Annotated in this window: 16 protein-coding genes; 8 read left to right on the plus strand and 8 right to left on the minus strand. The window is 43.0% G+C overall.

Annotated elements, in window-relative coordinates; translation table 11 throughout:
* Nucleotides 1-66: 66 nt before the first annotated feature.
* Nucleotides 67-723 carry an HAD family hydrolase gene (locus ACYFDN_RS21295; RefSeq protein WP_483512634.1) on the minus strand — a complete coding sequence of 219 codons (657 nt, stop codon included), beginning with the start codon at nt 721-723 and terminating at the stop codon, nt 67-69.
* A 116-nt stretch (nt 724-839) separates the two neighbouring features.
* Nucleotides 840-2,201: a pullulanase-associated domain-containing protein gene (locus ACYFDN_RS21300; RefSeq protein ID WP_016402940.1), complete on the minus strand. Its 1,362-nt coding sequence runs from the start codon at nt 2,199-2,201 to the stop codon at nt 840-842.
* Nucleotides 2,202-2,416: 215 nt separating this feature from the next.
* On the opposite strand from ACYFDN_RS21300, the gene ACYFDN_RS21305 reads away from it, so the two are divergent.
* Both ACYFDN_RS21305 and ACYFDN_RS21310 read left to right on the plus strand, forming a co-directional pair.
* Nucleotides 2,417-3,457 carry an NADP(H)-dependent aldo-keto reductase gene (locus ACYFDN_RS21305; protein ID WP_483512635.1) on the plus strand — a complete coding sequence of 347 codons (1,041 nt, stop codon included), beginning with the start codon at nt 2,417-2,419 and terminating at the stop codon, nt 3,455-3,457.
* The gene (locus ACYFDN_RS21310; protein WP_483512636.1) at nt 3,457-4,065 is read left to right on the plus strand and encodes a uracil-DNA glycosylase family protein; all 609 of its coding nucleotides are present in this window, start codon (nt 3,457-3,459) and stop codon (nt 4,063-4,065) included. Before ACYFDN_RS21305 ends, ACYFDN_RS21310 begins: the two co-directional genes overlap by 1 nt.
* Here the strand turns inward: ACYFDN_RS21310 and ACYFDN_RS21315 are convergent.
* Nucleotides 4,062-4,892: an AraC family transcriptional regulator gene (locus tag ACYFDN_RS21315; RefSeq protein WP_483512637.1), complete on the minus strand. Its 831-nt coding sequence runs from the start codon at nt 4,890-4,892 to the stop codon at nt 4,062-4,064. The two genes, ACYFDN_RS21310 and ACYFDN_RS21315, sit on opposite strands and share 4 nt — an antisense overlap.
* A 113-nt stretch (nt 4,893-5,005) precedes the next feature.
* On the opposite strand from ACYFDN_RS21315, the gene ACYFDN_RS21320 reads away from it, so the two are divergent.
* On the plus strand, nt 5,006-5,479 hold the full coding sequence (locus ACYFDN_RS21320; protein ID WP_016402936.1) for a YHS domain-containing (seleno)protein: 474 nt from the start codon (nt 5,006-5,008) through the stop codon (nt 5,477-5,479).
* Nucleotides 5,480-5,513: 34 nt separating this feature from the next.
* On the opposite strand, the gene ACYFDN_RS21325 is transcribed toward ACYFDN_RS21320, so the two are convergent.
* Entirely contained in the window at nt 5,514-5,819 is a 306-nt protein-coding gene (locus ACYFDN_RS21325) for a 4a-hydroxytetrahydrobiopterin dehydratase (RefSeq protein ID WP_016402935.1), read from the minus strand.
* Between the two features lie 38 nt (nt 5,820-5,857).
* Entirely contained in the window at nt 5,858-6,775 is a 918-nt protein-coding gene (locus ACYFDN_RS21330) for a hypothetical protein (RefSeq protein ID WP_483512639.1), read from the minus strand.
* Nucleotides 6,776-7,071: 296 nt separating this feature from the next.
* Between ACYFDN_RS21330 and ACYFDN_RS21335 the strand changes: the two genes are divergently transcribed.
* Both ACYFDN_RS21335 and ACYFDN_RS21340 read left to right on the plus strand, forming a co-directional pair.
* On the plus strand, nt 7,072-9,270 hold the full coding sequence (locus ACYFDN_RS21335) for a malate synthase G (protein ID WP_483512641.1): 2,199 nt from the start codon (nt 7,072-7,074) through the stop codon (nt 9,268-9,270).
* A gap of 192 nt (nt 9,271-9,462) precedes the next feature.
* Nucleotides 9,463-10,188, plus strand: a complete 726-nt coding sequence (locus tag ACYFDN_RS21340) for a hypothetical protein (protein ID WP_483512642.1) — start codon at nt 9,463-9,465, stop codon at nt 10,186-10,188.
* A 47-nt stretch (nt 10,189-10,235) separates the two neighbouring features.
* Here the strand turns inward: ACYFDN_RS21340 and ACYFDN_RS21345 are convergent, their stop codons facing one another.
* Together ACYFDN_RS21345 and ACYFDN_RS21350 are read right to left on the minus strand one after the other, a co-directional pair.
* Complete coding sequence (locus tag ACYFDN_RS21345; protein WP_472588962.1) at nt 10,236-11,360, minus strand: DUF481 domain-containing protein; 1,125 nt, start codon at nt 11,358-11,360, stop codon at nt 10,236-10,238.
* A 144-nt stretch (nt 11,361-11,504) separates the two neighbouring features.
* Complete coding sequence (locus ACYFDN_RS21350; RefSeq protein WP_483512644.1) at nt 11,505-11,975, minus strand: WbuC family cupin fold metalloprotein; 471 nt, start codon at nt 11,973-11,975, stop codon at nt 11,505-11,507.
* A 141-nt stretch (nt 11,976-12,116) separates the two neighbouring features.
* Here ACYFDN_RS21350 and ACYFDN_RS21355 point away from each other — a divergent pair, with 141 nt between their 5' ends.
* Nucleotides 12,117-12,524, plus strand: coding sequence for a GFA family protein (locus ACYFDN_RS21355; RefSeq protein ID WP_483512645.1), 408 nt, complete (start codon nt 12,117-12,119; stop codon nt 12,522-12,524).
* Nucleotides 12,525-12,527: 3 nt separating this feature from the next.
* On the opposite strand, the gene ACYFDN_RS21360 is transcribed toward ACYFDN_RS21355, so the two are convergent.
* Nucleotides 12,528-13,541, minus strand: coding sequence for an AraC family transcriptional regulator (locus ACYFDN_RS21360; protein WP_483512646.1), 1,014 nt, complete (start codon nt 13,539-13,541; stop codon nt 12,528-12,530).
* A gap of 276 nt (nt 13,542-13,817) precedes the next feature.
* On the opposite strand from ACYFDN_RS21360, the gene ACYFDN_RS21365 reads away from it, so the two are divergent.
* Together ACYFDN_RS21365 and ACYFDN_RS21370 are read left to right on the plus strand one after the other, a co-directional pair.
* On the plus strand, nt 13,818-14,705 hold the full coding sequence (locus ACYFDN_RS21365) for an EamA family transporter (RefSeq protein WP_483512647.1): 888 nt from the start codon (nt 13,818-13,820) through the stop codon (nt 14,703-14,705).
* A 328-nt stretch (nt 14,706-15,033) separates the two neighbouring features.
* Complete coding sequence (locus ACYFDN_RS21370) at nt 15,034-15,246, plus strand: hypothetical protein (protein ID WP_016402925.1); 213 nt, start codon at nt 15,034-15,036, stop codon at nt 15,244-15,246.
* Nucleotides 15,247-15,306: the final 60 nt, after the last annotated feature.

Genomic DNA, 15,306 nt, shown 5'->3' on the forward strand with positions numbered 1-15,306 from the left:
AAATTCTAACGCAGTTATCGAGTATTTTAACCAGATAGAGTGAGCTGTTACTTAGTACGATTGGTATTAGTTGAGCTGCCAGCTAAACTGCGTCCATTTCCGCTCTAAAGCGAGCTGTTTAAGCTTAGGGCAGGGGTTAACCGTATATGCGTTGTCTGCATACTCTAGTAAGGGCTGATCGTTAATTGAGTCAGAATAAAAGCTGATTGATGAGTACTGCCTTGACTGATCAGTGAGCCATTGCTTAAGCCGTGTGACTTTTCCTTCTCGAAAGCTAGCAACACCTTGTATTTGTTCTGTGTACTTTCCCTGCTCGGCATGTAAATCAACCCCCAAATGATGCTCAACACCTAGAAATTGCGCAACCTGGTTAACTATAAAGCTAACTGTAGCGGAGATTATAAGTACCTCATGGCTTTGCTTTAACTGAGAGATTAATGCTTGGCCTTGTGGGTAGACAATACGATTAACTTGCTGGCGAACAAACTGACTTACTAAGCGGTCAACTTGCTCACTACTAAGGTGTTTTATCGGAGTTAAACTGAAAGATATGTATTGCTCTAGGGCTAGCTCGCCTAAAGCATATTGCTGCATCATTGCAGCGTCTTGTTCAAGAAAACCTGCTTGGGTAACCACTCCTTCCTGTACTAGAAATTGATGCCATAGTACGCCGCTGTCGCCAGCGATCAGTGTTTCATCTAAATCGAATATATGTAGTTCCACATAGGCCTCTTTCACGTGTGAGCGACTAAAGACGAAGCTAAGGAAAACTGAAGGATAGCTCAATGGCTAATTTTATTGAGGGTAAAGAAAAGGCCAGCTGAGCTGGCCTTGTTATTTTATGCAGTATCTTTTTTGAGATTCTCTGGTAAGCCATCTGGTACTGGCGCCCAACTGCGTTGTTGCGCTTCACCGTGAAGTACCTTGCGTAGCTTCTCGTTAGCAGCTGCAGCGTAAATTTTCTCGGTTTTGATTTCTTCTTCTTTACGTTTAAGCGCATCTTCCATATCTAACTGAAGATCTTTGTAACGCTTGCTGGTTGCCAAGAAGACTAGACCAATTAATACCACTAGCACCGCAACTACCGCGCCGAATAACCACCAAGCAATGCCTGATTCTTGGGCTTGGCCGGCATTTTCCGAGCGTTGTACAAGTTCTACAATATGAGCACTTAACTTGTTGTTGTCTGCTCGTAGCTCATCTCGTTGCGTTTGCATTTGGTTAAACTGTTCTTGCAACTGTTTTTGTTGCTCAGAATTACCGGTGTTTTCCGCAATGGTTTTCTGTAAACCAAGCACTTGCTCGTTAACGCCAGCAAGTTGTTTTTCAAGCTGCTGATTTCGCTCTAACAACTGAGCTTCGGCATTACTGCTACCAGCCTGTTCAACTTGCGCATATAAGCTTTGGTTAGACGCAGTTAATGTGCGGTTTTCGTTGCTTATTTTGTCGTTAAGTTGCAATAAGGCTTGGTAGTCAATCAACTTGCTGTTTAAGTCGTTTTGTAAACGCTGGTTGATTTTTTGAGTATCGTTTAGCGCAGACTGAAGCTTGTTAATAGTCTTATTCTTTTTGCTTAAATCGTTCTTAAGCAAATTCAAAGTACGCGTCATTTCTGGGCTTGGGCCTGTACTCTTCGCAACCGGTTTTGGCGTAGGTTTAGGCTTGGCTGCTACCTTGGCTGTAGTGGTTGTTGCTTTAGCTTTAGGCACTGGCGGTGGCAGTACTGCTTTCGGCTTAGCTGAAGTAGTTGTGGTTTTTGCCGTTTGCGTTGTAGCACTTTTAGCAAACTGTCTTGGCACGCCGGTGTATATCTTCGGATCTTTTTCTACAATCCAAATCTCTAAACCATGCTTGCTTTTGATCCACTTCCATTCTTCAACGTTCATATGGTGAAGTTCACCATTAGTCAACGTGTATGAGAATTGTTTAGCATCTTTACGTACAGGGATCGTAAAGGCTACACCGAAGTCGTCAAACTTGCTCGGCATTAACGGGTCGCCAGGGGTGGTGCCTTTACGCAAACGGAAGTCGGTTCTAGCACCAACTTGTTTGCCATTCACCATTTCTTCACCGGCCCAGATATGTAAACCCCAACCATCATAGTTGTTATTAATGCTCTTGTAGTGAACAGTTACGCTATCTGCACTGGCAACTGTACTAATACACCAGAAAAGTAATATAAATATGGATGCTCTTTGCACAATTACTCCATTAACTTGTTTAAGTCGCATGAACCCATAATAACTAAAAAAACATTAAAGAAGTAGCAACTAGATCACCAATATGGTGTTAAATTTTAAAGAAAAATAGACTTAGCTCCAATTGCTGCAGGTTTTTGCAGTAAAAATGTCCAGTTTTTGCTGCTAATTGTTTTTTACGTCAAAAAGAAATTGTCTGACCTTATGAGGATTGCATGATGAAATATCGTCAATTAGGAGAGTCAAATTTACGAGTAAGCGAAATTTGCTTAGGAACAATGACTTGGGGAGAGCAAAACTCTCGTGATCAGGCTTTTGATCAACTTGATTACGCTTTGGCGCATGGGGTTAATTTTATTGATACTGCTGAAATGTACCCAGTGCCACCTCAACAAAGTACCCAAGGTGACACCGAGACTATCATTGGTGACTACTTAACACGGCGAAAATGTAGAGACGAGCTGATATTAGCCTCAAAGGTTGCTGCGCCTTCTAAATCAGATCGTGGTGGTTATATTCGTCAAGATATGCGGCTTACATGGAATGGCATCCATCAAGCACTAGAAGACTCTTTAAATCGATTACAAACCGATTACCTTGATCTTTATCAGGTGCATTGGCCTGATCGTGCTACCAACTTTTTTGGCCAGTTAAACTATCAGCACCAAGAAGGTGCTGATCAAACACCTATTATAGAAACACTTGAAGCATTAGCTGATCTTGTGAATTCCGGAAAGGTTCGCTACCTGGGGATCTCTAATGAAACACCATGGGGAGCAATGCGTTATGTTCATTTAGCAGAGAAGCATAACTTGCCGAAGATCGTCTCGATCCAGAACCCTTACAATTTGCTTAATCGTAGTTTTGAAGTTGCCTTAGCGGAAGTGTCGCACCGCGAGAATATTCCTTTATTAGCCTATTCCCCATTAGCATTTGGTGCACTAACTGGGAAGTATTTGAATGATCAATGGCCCGAAGGTGCACGACTCACCTTATATAAGCGTTTTGCTCGCTATGGCGCAGAAGCTCAACAAGCGATTCAGCATTATGTCGATTTAGCGCGTGAATTTGAATTAAGTCCTGCCCAGTTAGCCTTGGCATTTGTCAATCAGCGTAGCTTTGTGGGAGCCAATATCATTGGTGCCACCAACCTTGAACAGCTCAAAGAAAATCTGAGTAGTACTAAAGTGTTAATGTCTGATCAGTTGGAGCAGCGAATTCAAGAGCTGGGTAATAAATTTAGGATCCCTTGTCCCTAATGCGTGAATCTATGATCAAAGAAGATCGTTCTGAAAGCCTTAGGCAATTACTAGAGCAGGTAAGTGCTTGTCGTTTGTGTGAGAAACAGCTTGAGCCACGCCCAGTGGTGCAGGCTAGTGTTCACTCAAAGATATTGATTATTGGCCAGGCTCCTGGAATAAAAGTGCACAAAAGTGGCGTGCCTTGGGATGACGCCAGTGGTAAGCGTTTAAGACAATGGTTGGGGCTAGAACCAGAGACATTTTATGATGCAGAAACGGTGGCTATTGTTCCTTCGGCTTTTTGTTACCCCGGTAAAGGCAGGCATGGAGATTTGCCGCCACCAAAACTGTGTTTTGATACTTGGCATCAACAAATCATCGAACAGCTCAACAAGGTTGAGCTTACTTTGTTGATTGGCCAATACGCCCAAGCTCTTTATTTGCCCACCGATACAAAAACTACGCTAAGCGAAAATGTTGGTAATTATCAGCATTACGCGGCCCAAGGTATATGGCCTTTACCTCATCCTTCACCGCGCAATCGCCATTGGTTTGCTAAGCACCTTTGGTTTGAGCAAGACTTAGTACCTAAACTGCAAAACCAGATTAAGCACTTATTAACCTAGTTGCTAGAGCTACGCTCATCTAACCATTGTTTAGGAGACATATTCGTGTTGCCTCTAAATGCTCGGGTGAAGCCTGATACACTTTGATAACCCACTTCCGAAGCAACCCAAGTAATTGGTTTTCCACGCTTTAGCAGCTGTTTGGCTTGGTTGATTTTCCATTCCACTAAATAGTCGCCAGGCGAACAGCCGATAGTCTGCTTAAAGCTTTCAATAAAACTAGTGCGCGACATAGCCGCTTGTTCTGCTAGCCATGCAACTGAGTGCTCGAAAGCCGTTTGCTTATGTAAAGCTGCTAAGGCGAGCGATAGTTTGGGGTGCAATAAGCCGGCAATTAAGCCGGAGTGTTTGTTTTGTTGGTTAATACTGTGGCGTAGTAATAAGGTGACGAGAACTTCCACCAACTTGTCCATTATCACTAACGAGCCCTGGTCAGTCTCAAATGCTTCGCTAAAGAGCAACTCTATAGCACGGGCAAATTGAGCATGTTGACTAAGCGATAGTACAATTTGCTCTGGCAAGGCATTCGCCAGCGCACTGTGATTGGCATTGTCATATCGAATAGTGGCACACACAAGTTCTGCTGGCTGTTTCTCATCCACAATAAGTCGATGGGCTTGCGGTTGGGGGAAAAAAATTAAACTTGGTGCAACTACATTTAACAGTTGCTGCTTGCTTTGAATACTTAAACTGCCAGATCGCAATACATGAATGTGTCCAACAAGCTCATCACCTGTAGCTACATCAGATAAGCCACATAATTGCCCTGAATAAAAAACACCAGCGCTGATTGAAAACTGTCTGAGTAGGCTAGAAAGTTGGTCCATTTTAGTTATTCCGTACTTTTTGCACTAATTGCTGAACGATTGTATCCCAACAGACCGGAGCTAGCCGTTAATGTTTCATTGTCGCTTAGCACACTATTATTTGGAGAATGAAAATGAATACACTAAAAGCAATTATTCGTACCAGCGCACTTGCCACTTCCCTAGCTGTTAGTAGCTTTAGCTTTGCTGCCGATGTGGGTATGAGCGTAGACGCCAATGATTTAGCTATTAAGGGCTATGATCCAGTTGCCTACTTTGTCAGTGGTCAGCCAACCCAAGGTAACAATAGTTATACCGCCACTCATAATAATGCTATCTACCATTTTGCATCAGCAGACAATCGTGATGCATTTAAAGCTGACCCTGCTAAGTACGCGCCTCAATACGGTGGTTATTGTGCTTTTGGCGTAGCCATGGAGAAGAAGTTTGATACCGACCCAACAGCATGGAAAATTGTCGATGGGAAGCTTTACCTTAACCTTGATAAAAAGGTCCAACAGCGTTGGTTAGAAAACACCGGTGAATTGATTGTGGACGCCAACCAGAATTGGCCAGAAATAAAAGCCGTAGATGCCGCTAAACTTTAATTGCATCTATCACTATCTCATCAAATAGGGCTGCCTACTTGGTGAGATAGTATTGTTGGTACAAGTCTTCGATAAGTGTGGCCAACTTAAAGTCACGTTCACTTACTCCGCCTAATTCGTGGGTAGTTAATGAAATATCTACCTTGTTATAGCAATTGCTCCAATCTGGATGATGATTTTGCTGCTCGGCGTAATCAGCTACTCTTCCCATAAATTCAAAGGCTTGTACAAAGTTTTTAAACCGATAAGAGTTTACGATAAAGTTATTTTGATACTGCCAACTCGGTAGGTGTTTTAAGGCTAAGTGAATAGCTGGTTGGCTTAGTGCATGCTCACTCATAATTACCTCTAACTTGTTTGATTACCTATAAGATTAGTTTAGCGAGAGCGTGAAGTCAGTTTTACTAGCATTGGCAACAAATACACGGGTAGCTGAATCGCCCCCATATAAATCATGTATTCAATCCCTAAAAAGCTACCAGTGATACTATAGGTGAGCAAAACATTACGATTAGTGGCAGTTACCCCGCTAATTATAGCGAGCTCTTTACCTTTTTTGAGGTACAACAAAAAGCTGGCGACAAAGGCAATGAAACATGCAGTACTGGCAATTGCCAAATACTCTAACGCAACAGCTGGGCTGGTGTCATACACTTCGCGAAATGCTCCCATTAGGCCCAAGGGGAAAAAAAACACCAATACTATGGTTACAGGCCGGATCTGAATAAGTGCTTTGTCGATCAGTTGTTGCTTGAGCAGTTTGTGCAGTAACAAACTGATAATAATAGGTAATATGATGAAAATTGCTAAACGTTGGCCATAAACCTGCATGTCTAGTTGTAATTGCTGGTTATGACTAAAGTGGCTAAACAGATGACTATTAAGCAGTAATACGCCAGGCATTAATAAAGTAGAGGCAATTGTCATGGCCATACAGCGTTGAGCATCTAAGCCTATCGAGCGAACAATCGCGGGGCTGGCGAATAGAGAGCCAGTAGCGCAAGTGGCTGCAATGGCTAAATAGAGTTGGCTACTAACATTGAAAAACCAAGCAATTAGCATGATCAAAGCGGTTAAACCAAGCGTATGCCAAATTGCGTAGAGCCAAATTGATGTTTGCGCTAAGTCTTTAACTAAAGTTTTGATGTTCAAACTTACGATGGTAAATAACATTAAAGCAAACAGTACCGCCGGTAAAAAAGGCAGTAAGGCATTAGAGAAGTTAGGCAGCGCAAAGCCGATGAAAACACAGCTGGCTAATAGCTGAGTAGAGTAGCGAGTGATAAACCTTAGCAAGTCCTTGCCCCATTTTGGTTATACGCTGTGCTAGCGCGGTGTTATTTACAGATTGAAACGCAAGTTAGAAACAGATTCAAACAAGTGTTTGAAAAATACTAGCAAAGAGATGTATGATTGCAAATGCTACATTTGGCCAATTGTTATTCATGGGCCGAGTATGGGATGCTAATCTGAAATCTATTGCGCGTCGAGTTACTCGTCGGGCTTGCAACACTGTTAAGGGTAACATGAACCAATTAGCGAAGTTTCAACTTCGTTAACTACATAATAACTATAAAATAAAGGAACGTTTGATGAGTAAACCGACTAATAACGCATCTAGCTATCATCAGCTGGAACACTACCAAGTATCGAATTTGCTTTATCAGTTTATTAATCAGGATGTTTTGCCAAACTCTGGTGTAGAGCAAGACAGCTTTTGGTCTGGGCTAGAAGCCTATTTAGATCACTTCATTACTAAAAACCAAGATTTGTTGGCTAAGCGTGATAGCTTACAAAGCCAAATTGACCAATGGCATCAGCAGCATCCTGCCCCCATCGATGCTCAAGCTTACCAGCAGTTTCTGCAAGATATTAATTATCTGGTTAAAGCGCCTGAGCAAGTGAGCCTTGCTACATCAAAAGTAGACCGTGAGCTAGCTCTATTAGCAGGCCCACAGTTAGTGGTACCGGTAATGAATGCTCGTTATGCATTAAATGCCGCTAATGCTCGCTGGGGTAGTTTGTATGATGCACTCTATGGTACCGATGTGATTGAGCAAAGTGGTGAGCTTGCCCCCGGCTCTGCCTATAACCCTGCGCGTGGAGAAGCGGTTATTGCTTATGGCCGCGCATTACTTGATAAACATTGTCCCTTAGCTCATGGCAGCCATGCTGATGCAACCAAATACAGCGTGCTTTCTGGTGGTTTATTGGTAGGCCTTAAAGACGGTTCGAATACCACCTTGGAAGAAGCCTCTCACCTTGCGGGCTACCAAGGGGATGCCGAGCAGCCTTCGGCGATTTTATTGCAACACCATGGGCTACATATCGAAATTCAGTTTGATGAGGAACACCAAATTGGCGCGCAAGACAGTGCCAATGTAAAAGACATTGTATTGGAGTCAGCACTTACCACCATTATGGATTGTGAAGACTCTATTGCCGCAGTAGACGCCGAAGATAAAGTGGAAGTTTACAAAAATTGGTTAGGTTTAATGTGCGGAACATTGAATGAAAGCTTAACCAAAAACGGCAAACAGATTACTCGCGAGCTAGCGCCTAACCGCCAATACATTAACACCCAAGGCCACGGCTTTAGCTTAAGTGGACGCTCGTTAATGTTTGTGCGCAATGTGGGTCACCTGATGACCAACAACCTAATGTTGGACGCTAAGGGCAATGAAGTTCCAGAAGGCTTACTTGATGCTGTGTTTACTAGCCTCATCGCTAAACATGATTTGCTTGGAAATAGCCCTTATCGCAACTCCCGCGAAGGGTCGATTTACATTGTTAAACCTAAGATGCATGGTCCAGAAGAGGTTGCATTTAGTAATCAAATTTTTGCAGCCGTTGAAGAGCTAATTGGTCTTACAGCTAACACCATTAAATTGGGCATTATGGATGAAGAACGTCGCACGAGTGTTAATTTAAAAGCGTGTATAGCAGAAGCTCATCAGCGAGTGGTGTTTATTAACACTGGTTTCTTAGATAGAACGGGGGATGAAATTCACACTAGCATGGCTGCCGGCGCTATGGTGCCAAAAGGAGATATAAAAGAAAGCGTGTGGATTAAAGCGTATGAACTTAACAACGTTCAAGCTGGCCTTGCTTGTGGTTTGCACGGCAAAGCGCAAATAGGTAAAGGCATGTGGGCCATGCCCGAGATGATGGCAGCTATGATGCTGGCTAAACAAGCCCACCCAGAAAGTGGCGCTAGCACGGCCTGGGTTCCTTCACCAACTGCGGCAACGCTGCATGCGATGCATTATCACCAGGTAAATGTATCGAGTATTCAAAATCAACTATTAGAGGCGCTAAGTAATGATGATCAGCGTTACTTAGATGACTTATTAACGCCGCCATTAGCGGCTGATACAGCTTGGACTGAGCAGCAACTTATTGCAGAACTAGATAACAACATCCAAGGTATTCTTGGTTACGTTGTTCGCTGGGTAGAGCAGGGGGTTGGCTGTTCTAAGGTGCCAGATATTAATGGCGTAGGTTTAATGGAAGATCGCGCTACCTTGCGTATATCTAGTCAGCACGTGGCAAACTGGTTAAAACACAATATTGTGAGTGAAGAGCTAGTGAAGCAGCGTTTTGAAGTGATTGCCGCATTGGTCGATGAACAAAACAGTGGCGACCCAGCCTATCTGAATATGGCAGGAAATGTCGCTACTAGTTGTGCCTATCAAGCCGCCCTAGATCTGGTGTTTAAAGGTTGTGAGCAACCTAGTGGTTATACCGAACCCCTATTACACGCATGGCGTCGAGAGTTTAAGTCCCGGTAGGGTAAACATTTTCATTATTAATAAGCACCTTAATAGGTGCTTTTTTTGTATGATTTTGATATTAAACAATAAAATCAGGTGCTTAGGTACTGAAATCCTTGATTAAATTAGGTAGTCTTTTGTCCGCACCAAAGCTGCATGATTGAGCTTGGTATGCGAAGTGGATACTTAAATTTTTAAAGGATTAAAATCTTGTTACTACGACTGATATTTGCAGTAGTTGTGTTGTCTCTTACGGCATGTTCTACGATAAAAACCAAACCATTAGATGCTAATGAGTCTCTATCTTTAGCGGATAAGAGCCTCGTTTATACCCGTTATAGTGCGCTTCCTGATTTTGCTGCACAAACTGCCGCAAATGTGCAGTTTGGCTTATTGGGGTTGGCTTCTGCTATTTCTTCAGGCAATGCCATGATTGTAAACAATCAAATTGAAGACCCTGCTCTGGATATTGCACGTGAATTAGCCAGCGGCCTAAGTGATAGTTATAAAGTAAAGGTGGTGGATGATGAATCTAAATCAGTAACCATTCCTGAATTACCTAACATCATCGAGTTGTACTCTGATTATGACTACATTCTTGATGTTCGCACCTTATCTTGGAGCTCTATATATTACACCAGTGACTGGGACAATTATCGTGTGAGTTATCAGGTACATGCTCGACTTATCGACCGTGAAAAGGGAATCGTTATTGCTGAAGAAGCTTGTAACAATATGCCTGAGTATGCAGATACTGAGCAAGCGCCTTCTTATGTCGAGCTGGAAAGTGGTGAAGGGCTTAAGCGTGAGTTAGCGCGTTCAGTAGAGTTTTGTGTAGAACATATTCGCAATATGGCGCGTTTGCGCGATGAGACAAACGAAAACAGTGTTAAAGCTGCCACTGCTGAAGATCAGACAAACACCAAAATCCTTTAAAGTTAGATATTTGCTGCTAAAGCCTCTTTGTTAAGAGGCTTTTTTTGTTAAAAATCTAGGCCAATACCAATCACTAGGCGATAGTCATTTTTTTCCGGGGTTATGTCGTCTGAGTCTGCTGTGGGTGACTCGGTGTAATCCCAAATAAAGTCGATGTCTAAATCTAGATCGTCGGTGATATCAATGGCTAGATTAAGTAGGTTGTGGTGTTGGTAACCACCGGTCTTTTTCTGCGACAAGGTCATTTGGTAGTCATGAGTCAATTCAATGTCTTTGGTGATGTCTATTTCGAAGTTAGAGCCAAAAGACAAACCCATACTGCTTTCTTTGTTAGAACTGCCTTCGGTAACTTCTTCAAAACGGGTTTGCTGCCAAGAAGGACCAACAGACAACTCCCATTTTTTGTCATCATCGTCCACTGCGATATAACCCACTTGCGAGGCCAATTGGCTTTGCAGTTTTATATTCTTTAATGGTGCGTGATAGAAATCAGCCAATATAGGGCGAAAGAACCAATCGTGGTGTTTGTATAAATCGTGAGAAAGGGTAACGCGGTGATTACGCGCGGTGGTTTCATCATTTGATTCTGAGATCACCCCAAGATAAGTAATAATTGTACGATTAAGTGCCGTTTTTCGTTCACTATTTAGTTTGCCGTTTATCTCTAAGGTATTGGTATTCCCGCTGGCAACGTTGGCGCTTAAGGTCGCTTTGTTCTCCCAGCGATCGGCTTCTCGTTCGGCTACTCGGTACACCGATATAACATCTTGGCGCGAGGCATAATGGGTGTCTTTTCCAATGATGGTCACGCCATCTTTATCTACCATTAAGCGGCCACGTACTACCCCTAAGCCGCGCAAATTTACTTGAAACCATTTGGCAGTGCGCAGCCGTTGAATATCGTCAATATCAATGTTTAAATCGTCTAACTCATCGCTGTCAAATAGCACTTCTTTTTGATAAAGCTCTTCTAAGTTTCCTTGAATTACTTCACCAGAATCTAATTGAATCCAGTCTTTGTCTTCATCCAAATCTAGTGCACTAAAGTAGTCTTGTTGAAATTGTTCGGTTATTGAGTTGGGCGTCTGCTCGGCCTCGGGAGCAGAGGTTTCTGCTGCTAACGCTAGGCTGAGGTTAGAGCTTATTAACAATACAACAACTAAAAGGCGCATTAAGTGGTGGCTGCTCCATCAGACATTTAATGACAGTATTCTGATATTAGCGGCTTTTTAAGCAATACGGAATAAACGCTTGAGAATACAAGGTGTTTTGTTTAGCCAGGTACACTTTATACTCAGCTAAACATCGCAAATTGCTTACTTTACTTGAGCACTGCGCATCCACTCGCGATACTCATCTGCTCCGTCTTCTCCTTCAGCTGGAGACCAAGGCGCAAAATCTTCTGCGGGTGTGGGCTCATAGGCACCTTCTTTTATCTCTAGGCCGACTGTTCCAGCTTGCATACAAGCATATCCATGCCAAACATTGGGTGGAACTTCGATAGCTCGGTTTGTTTCTGGTGACAAACTATGTCGCTCGGTAACCTCGCCTTGCTCATTAAATATTAGTAAGTCGAGTTGTCCTTTTAGCACTAAAAATAGTTCCCATTTGTGGGCTTCACTATGGCGGTGCGGACGCATGTAGGTATCGGGCTCTGTAGCAATAAACAAGCGTTGCACACCTGCGTCTAAGGTTTCGTGTAAATTGTGATGGCTGCGCTGGCGTGGAGCTGCTTTAGCCTTGTCGCTAAAGTCTGAAAAGTCCTTGTTGTTGATGATCTTCAACATTAACTAGAGTCCTATAAATGAGCGTATTCGATTAAGTCATGGTTATAGGGCCTGATGGTGGCATATTTTTGCTGACTCAACAAACGTGGATTATCAGTGTAAGGTGATAATTCATTCCCATTATTGGTTAAGGAATTCGCTATGAGCAAAATGACAGGGCGTTGTTTATGTGGAAAAGTGAGCTATCAAGTTGAGCAACTTGAGCCTCGAATGGGGCATTGTCATTGCAGTATGTGCAGAAAGTTTCATGGGGCTGCTTTTGCAACCTACGGTGAAGCTAAAACCGAGAACTTTCGCTGGACAAGCGGTTTGGAATACTTAAAGAAATTCACCGCTGAGAATGGCACTGTAAGACAATTTTGCAGTGAGTGTGGCTCAAGCTTAAGCTTTGCTCCCGCCAATGATGATGGCCGTTTTATAGAGTTTAGCTTGGCTACTCTTGATAATGACATAAAGCTAAAACCAGACGCACATATCTTTGTAGCTTATAAAGCTAACTGGTTCGATATTTGCGATAACTTACCGCAACACCAAGAAGGGCGTGAGTAGGTGTTAGGTTTTAGCCTTAAGCTTTTGCAAATATTGATAAGGTGTTACACCACGTAAGCGTTTAAAGGCGCGGCAAAAACTTTGCTCATTGCTATAAGATAAACGCTGGGCAATGTTATTAATGTCGTAGCCCTTAAATAGATACTGTACCGCTTCGTTACATAATACGTTGGCTGTCATGGCTGAAAAATTCCAGCCATGGGCCAATAAGCGGCGTTGTAATTGTTGACGCGATATACTCAAGCAGTCGGCCAAAAAGTCTACGTTCGGGCGTCCGTAATAGCGGGAAAAGTTTATTAGTGAATATAATGATTTAACCGTGTCGTGAGGCTGAGGGATATTAATGTATTCGTCGAGCTGGGCATCATTTAAGCGTAGTGGAGCATGCCTCTCCCACTGGCTATTTTCGTCTAAATGGGTAACTGAAGCATTAAGCCATACTTCGGTTTGAGCGCTACTTTGTTTAACCTTGCAGCCAAAAAAAGCTTCCAGTTGTTTAAGGTCTGCTGTTGGACCGGTTAGGTTTACTTGCAAAGGCGTGAAATCTTCACCTAAGTAATAACGCAACATGTTGAACATCATAATTGCCATACGCAGGCTATCATGCAGGCGCGCTTGGTGGCTTGCATAGGGGTTATTGTATGCCCATTTCACAATATTTCCTGACTGTAACCCGCTCAATGAGCAACCTGACTGTAGCATCGAACAACCATAGTTAATACGGCGAAATGTCACTACAAAATCAGGTGTGTGATAAACCCATTTGTTAAACAGTTCTACATTTTCAAAACCAATATACGGGGTAAACTTAAGCATAAAAAGTGGGTCTTGGCTTAAGTGTTCGGCTTGCTCTAACCAGCGATTGGCGATGTTTATGGGGATAAGTGTGAGAGGTTCTTCAAGCAAAGCCGAAGGAATGCCAAGATCATCGGGCTTAATCGCAAACTCTGCGTATAAGCCATTGAGCAAGGGCTTAATGAAGTTAAGCCGAATAAACCCAATATCAAATTCTTTCATCGTATTTACTACTCACACTATTTACATTTTACGTCAAAAAATCTCATAAAATGGTCACTTCTATCTATTAAGGGCATCTTCTCATATTCGTTTACTCAATACCTTGGTTTTAGTTTCGCTCTTTAAAGGTTTTTCTGTGGTTATAACTTGCAGCTGGGGAGGTGGAGCTTCGTTGTTAGGGTAAGGGAGTTGTTGTTGGGTTCTTGAATCAGCTTTGACGCCTTTAACACTTGCGGTTAGGCTGGATAAGCACTCCTGTCTTCGCCCATGGATACTATGAAGCCTATTGATATTCTGTTTGCCTTAATCGTAGCCACTATTTGGGGAGTGAACTTCTCAGTAATTAAGTTGGGTTTAACGGAGCTTCCACCAGTATTGTTCTCTGCTTTGCGTTTTGCCATTGTGGCAATACCTGCGGTGTTCTTTGTACCTTTTCCTAAAACAGCGGTGCGCAACGTAGTCGCCGTGGGCGTGTTTTTGGGAGTGATCAAGTTTAGCTTACTGTTTGTGGCCATGCAGGTTGGGGCATCGGCCGGTTTGTCGTCCTTGTTATTGCAAGCACAAGTGATTTTCACTATTTTGCTCAGCTTTATTTGGTTTAAAGAAAAAATTACCACTTACCAGCTAGCGGGAATAAGCTTGTCTAGCCTTGGTTTTGCGCTGTTTTTTGGCTTGAGCTCCGAGAACCTCAGCTTGATAAGCTTGCTGTTGTTGCTTTTGGCGGCCTTGTCTTGGGCCGTTTCTAACTTGTTTATGAAGCAGGCGAAAGGCGTTAATGTGCTGCATTTTATGGTGTGGGTGAGTCTGATTCCTCCATTACCTTTGTTGGCTTTTTCATATTTATTTGAAACCAATACGCCTTATCAGTTGCTAGTAAGTGCTCAAACTTCAACTTGGTTAGCTTTAGCTTATGTTGGGTTTATTTCTACCTTACTTGCCTTTGCCATTTGGGGGCATCTACTGGCTAAGTATAGCGCCGCTGCTGTAACACCTTTTGCCCTGTTGGTGCCTGTAGTCGGAATGTTGACTGCCAACCTAGTTTTTGATGAGAGCTTAACTCACTTGGAGTGGCTTGCTGCAGGCTTAGTCTTATTGGGTTTGATATGTTGTGTCTTTGGCCAAAACTTGCATAAGTTCCTAGGGTCTGTTGACCTTTCGAGCTGATTTTTGCAGCAGTTTGTGGGGTATTTTTACAAGGCAGAGGCTTTAATGTGTAGCTAGCCTACATGCGAAGCCGATAACGCAGTAGAAATGAGCCACAAATTCCTGCCCGAAGGGTTCGGCTAAAATCGTTTTACGCTTTGTTAAGTAGTATTTGCTTAGAATAACTAGGCTGCACACTCCTTGCCGCGCCTAAAACGATTTTATTTCGAACAAAATTTAACCGCGAAAGGTCAACTGACCCTAGCAAATAGCCCAAGCAAGCCGATTTGATATTGTAAGCCTAGGGCTCACGCTCTACAGTAGCGGGAGTAATGAAAGAGTATTAATTATGTCGGAATTTAAAGAACTCAATAAGCGCAGTGCTAATGCTTATGCTCAGCAGCGAAACTTAATTAAGCAAGTATTGGCAGGCAAAGCTAAGCAGTGTGAGCATTGTAAGCAGCCTTTGACGGTGGTGTTACCTGGGCAAGAAAAAGCCCCTGGCGTTTATTGCGCCAAGGGCTGTACGTCGATCGAACTAGAGCTAAGCTTACCCAAATAATACCAATTGTGCCAAGTAACCGTTCATTCTATCTGGTTAAAATACTCGATAACTGCGTTA

Source organism: Agarivorans sp. D1326, from assembly GCF_056958115.1.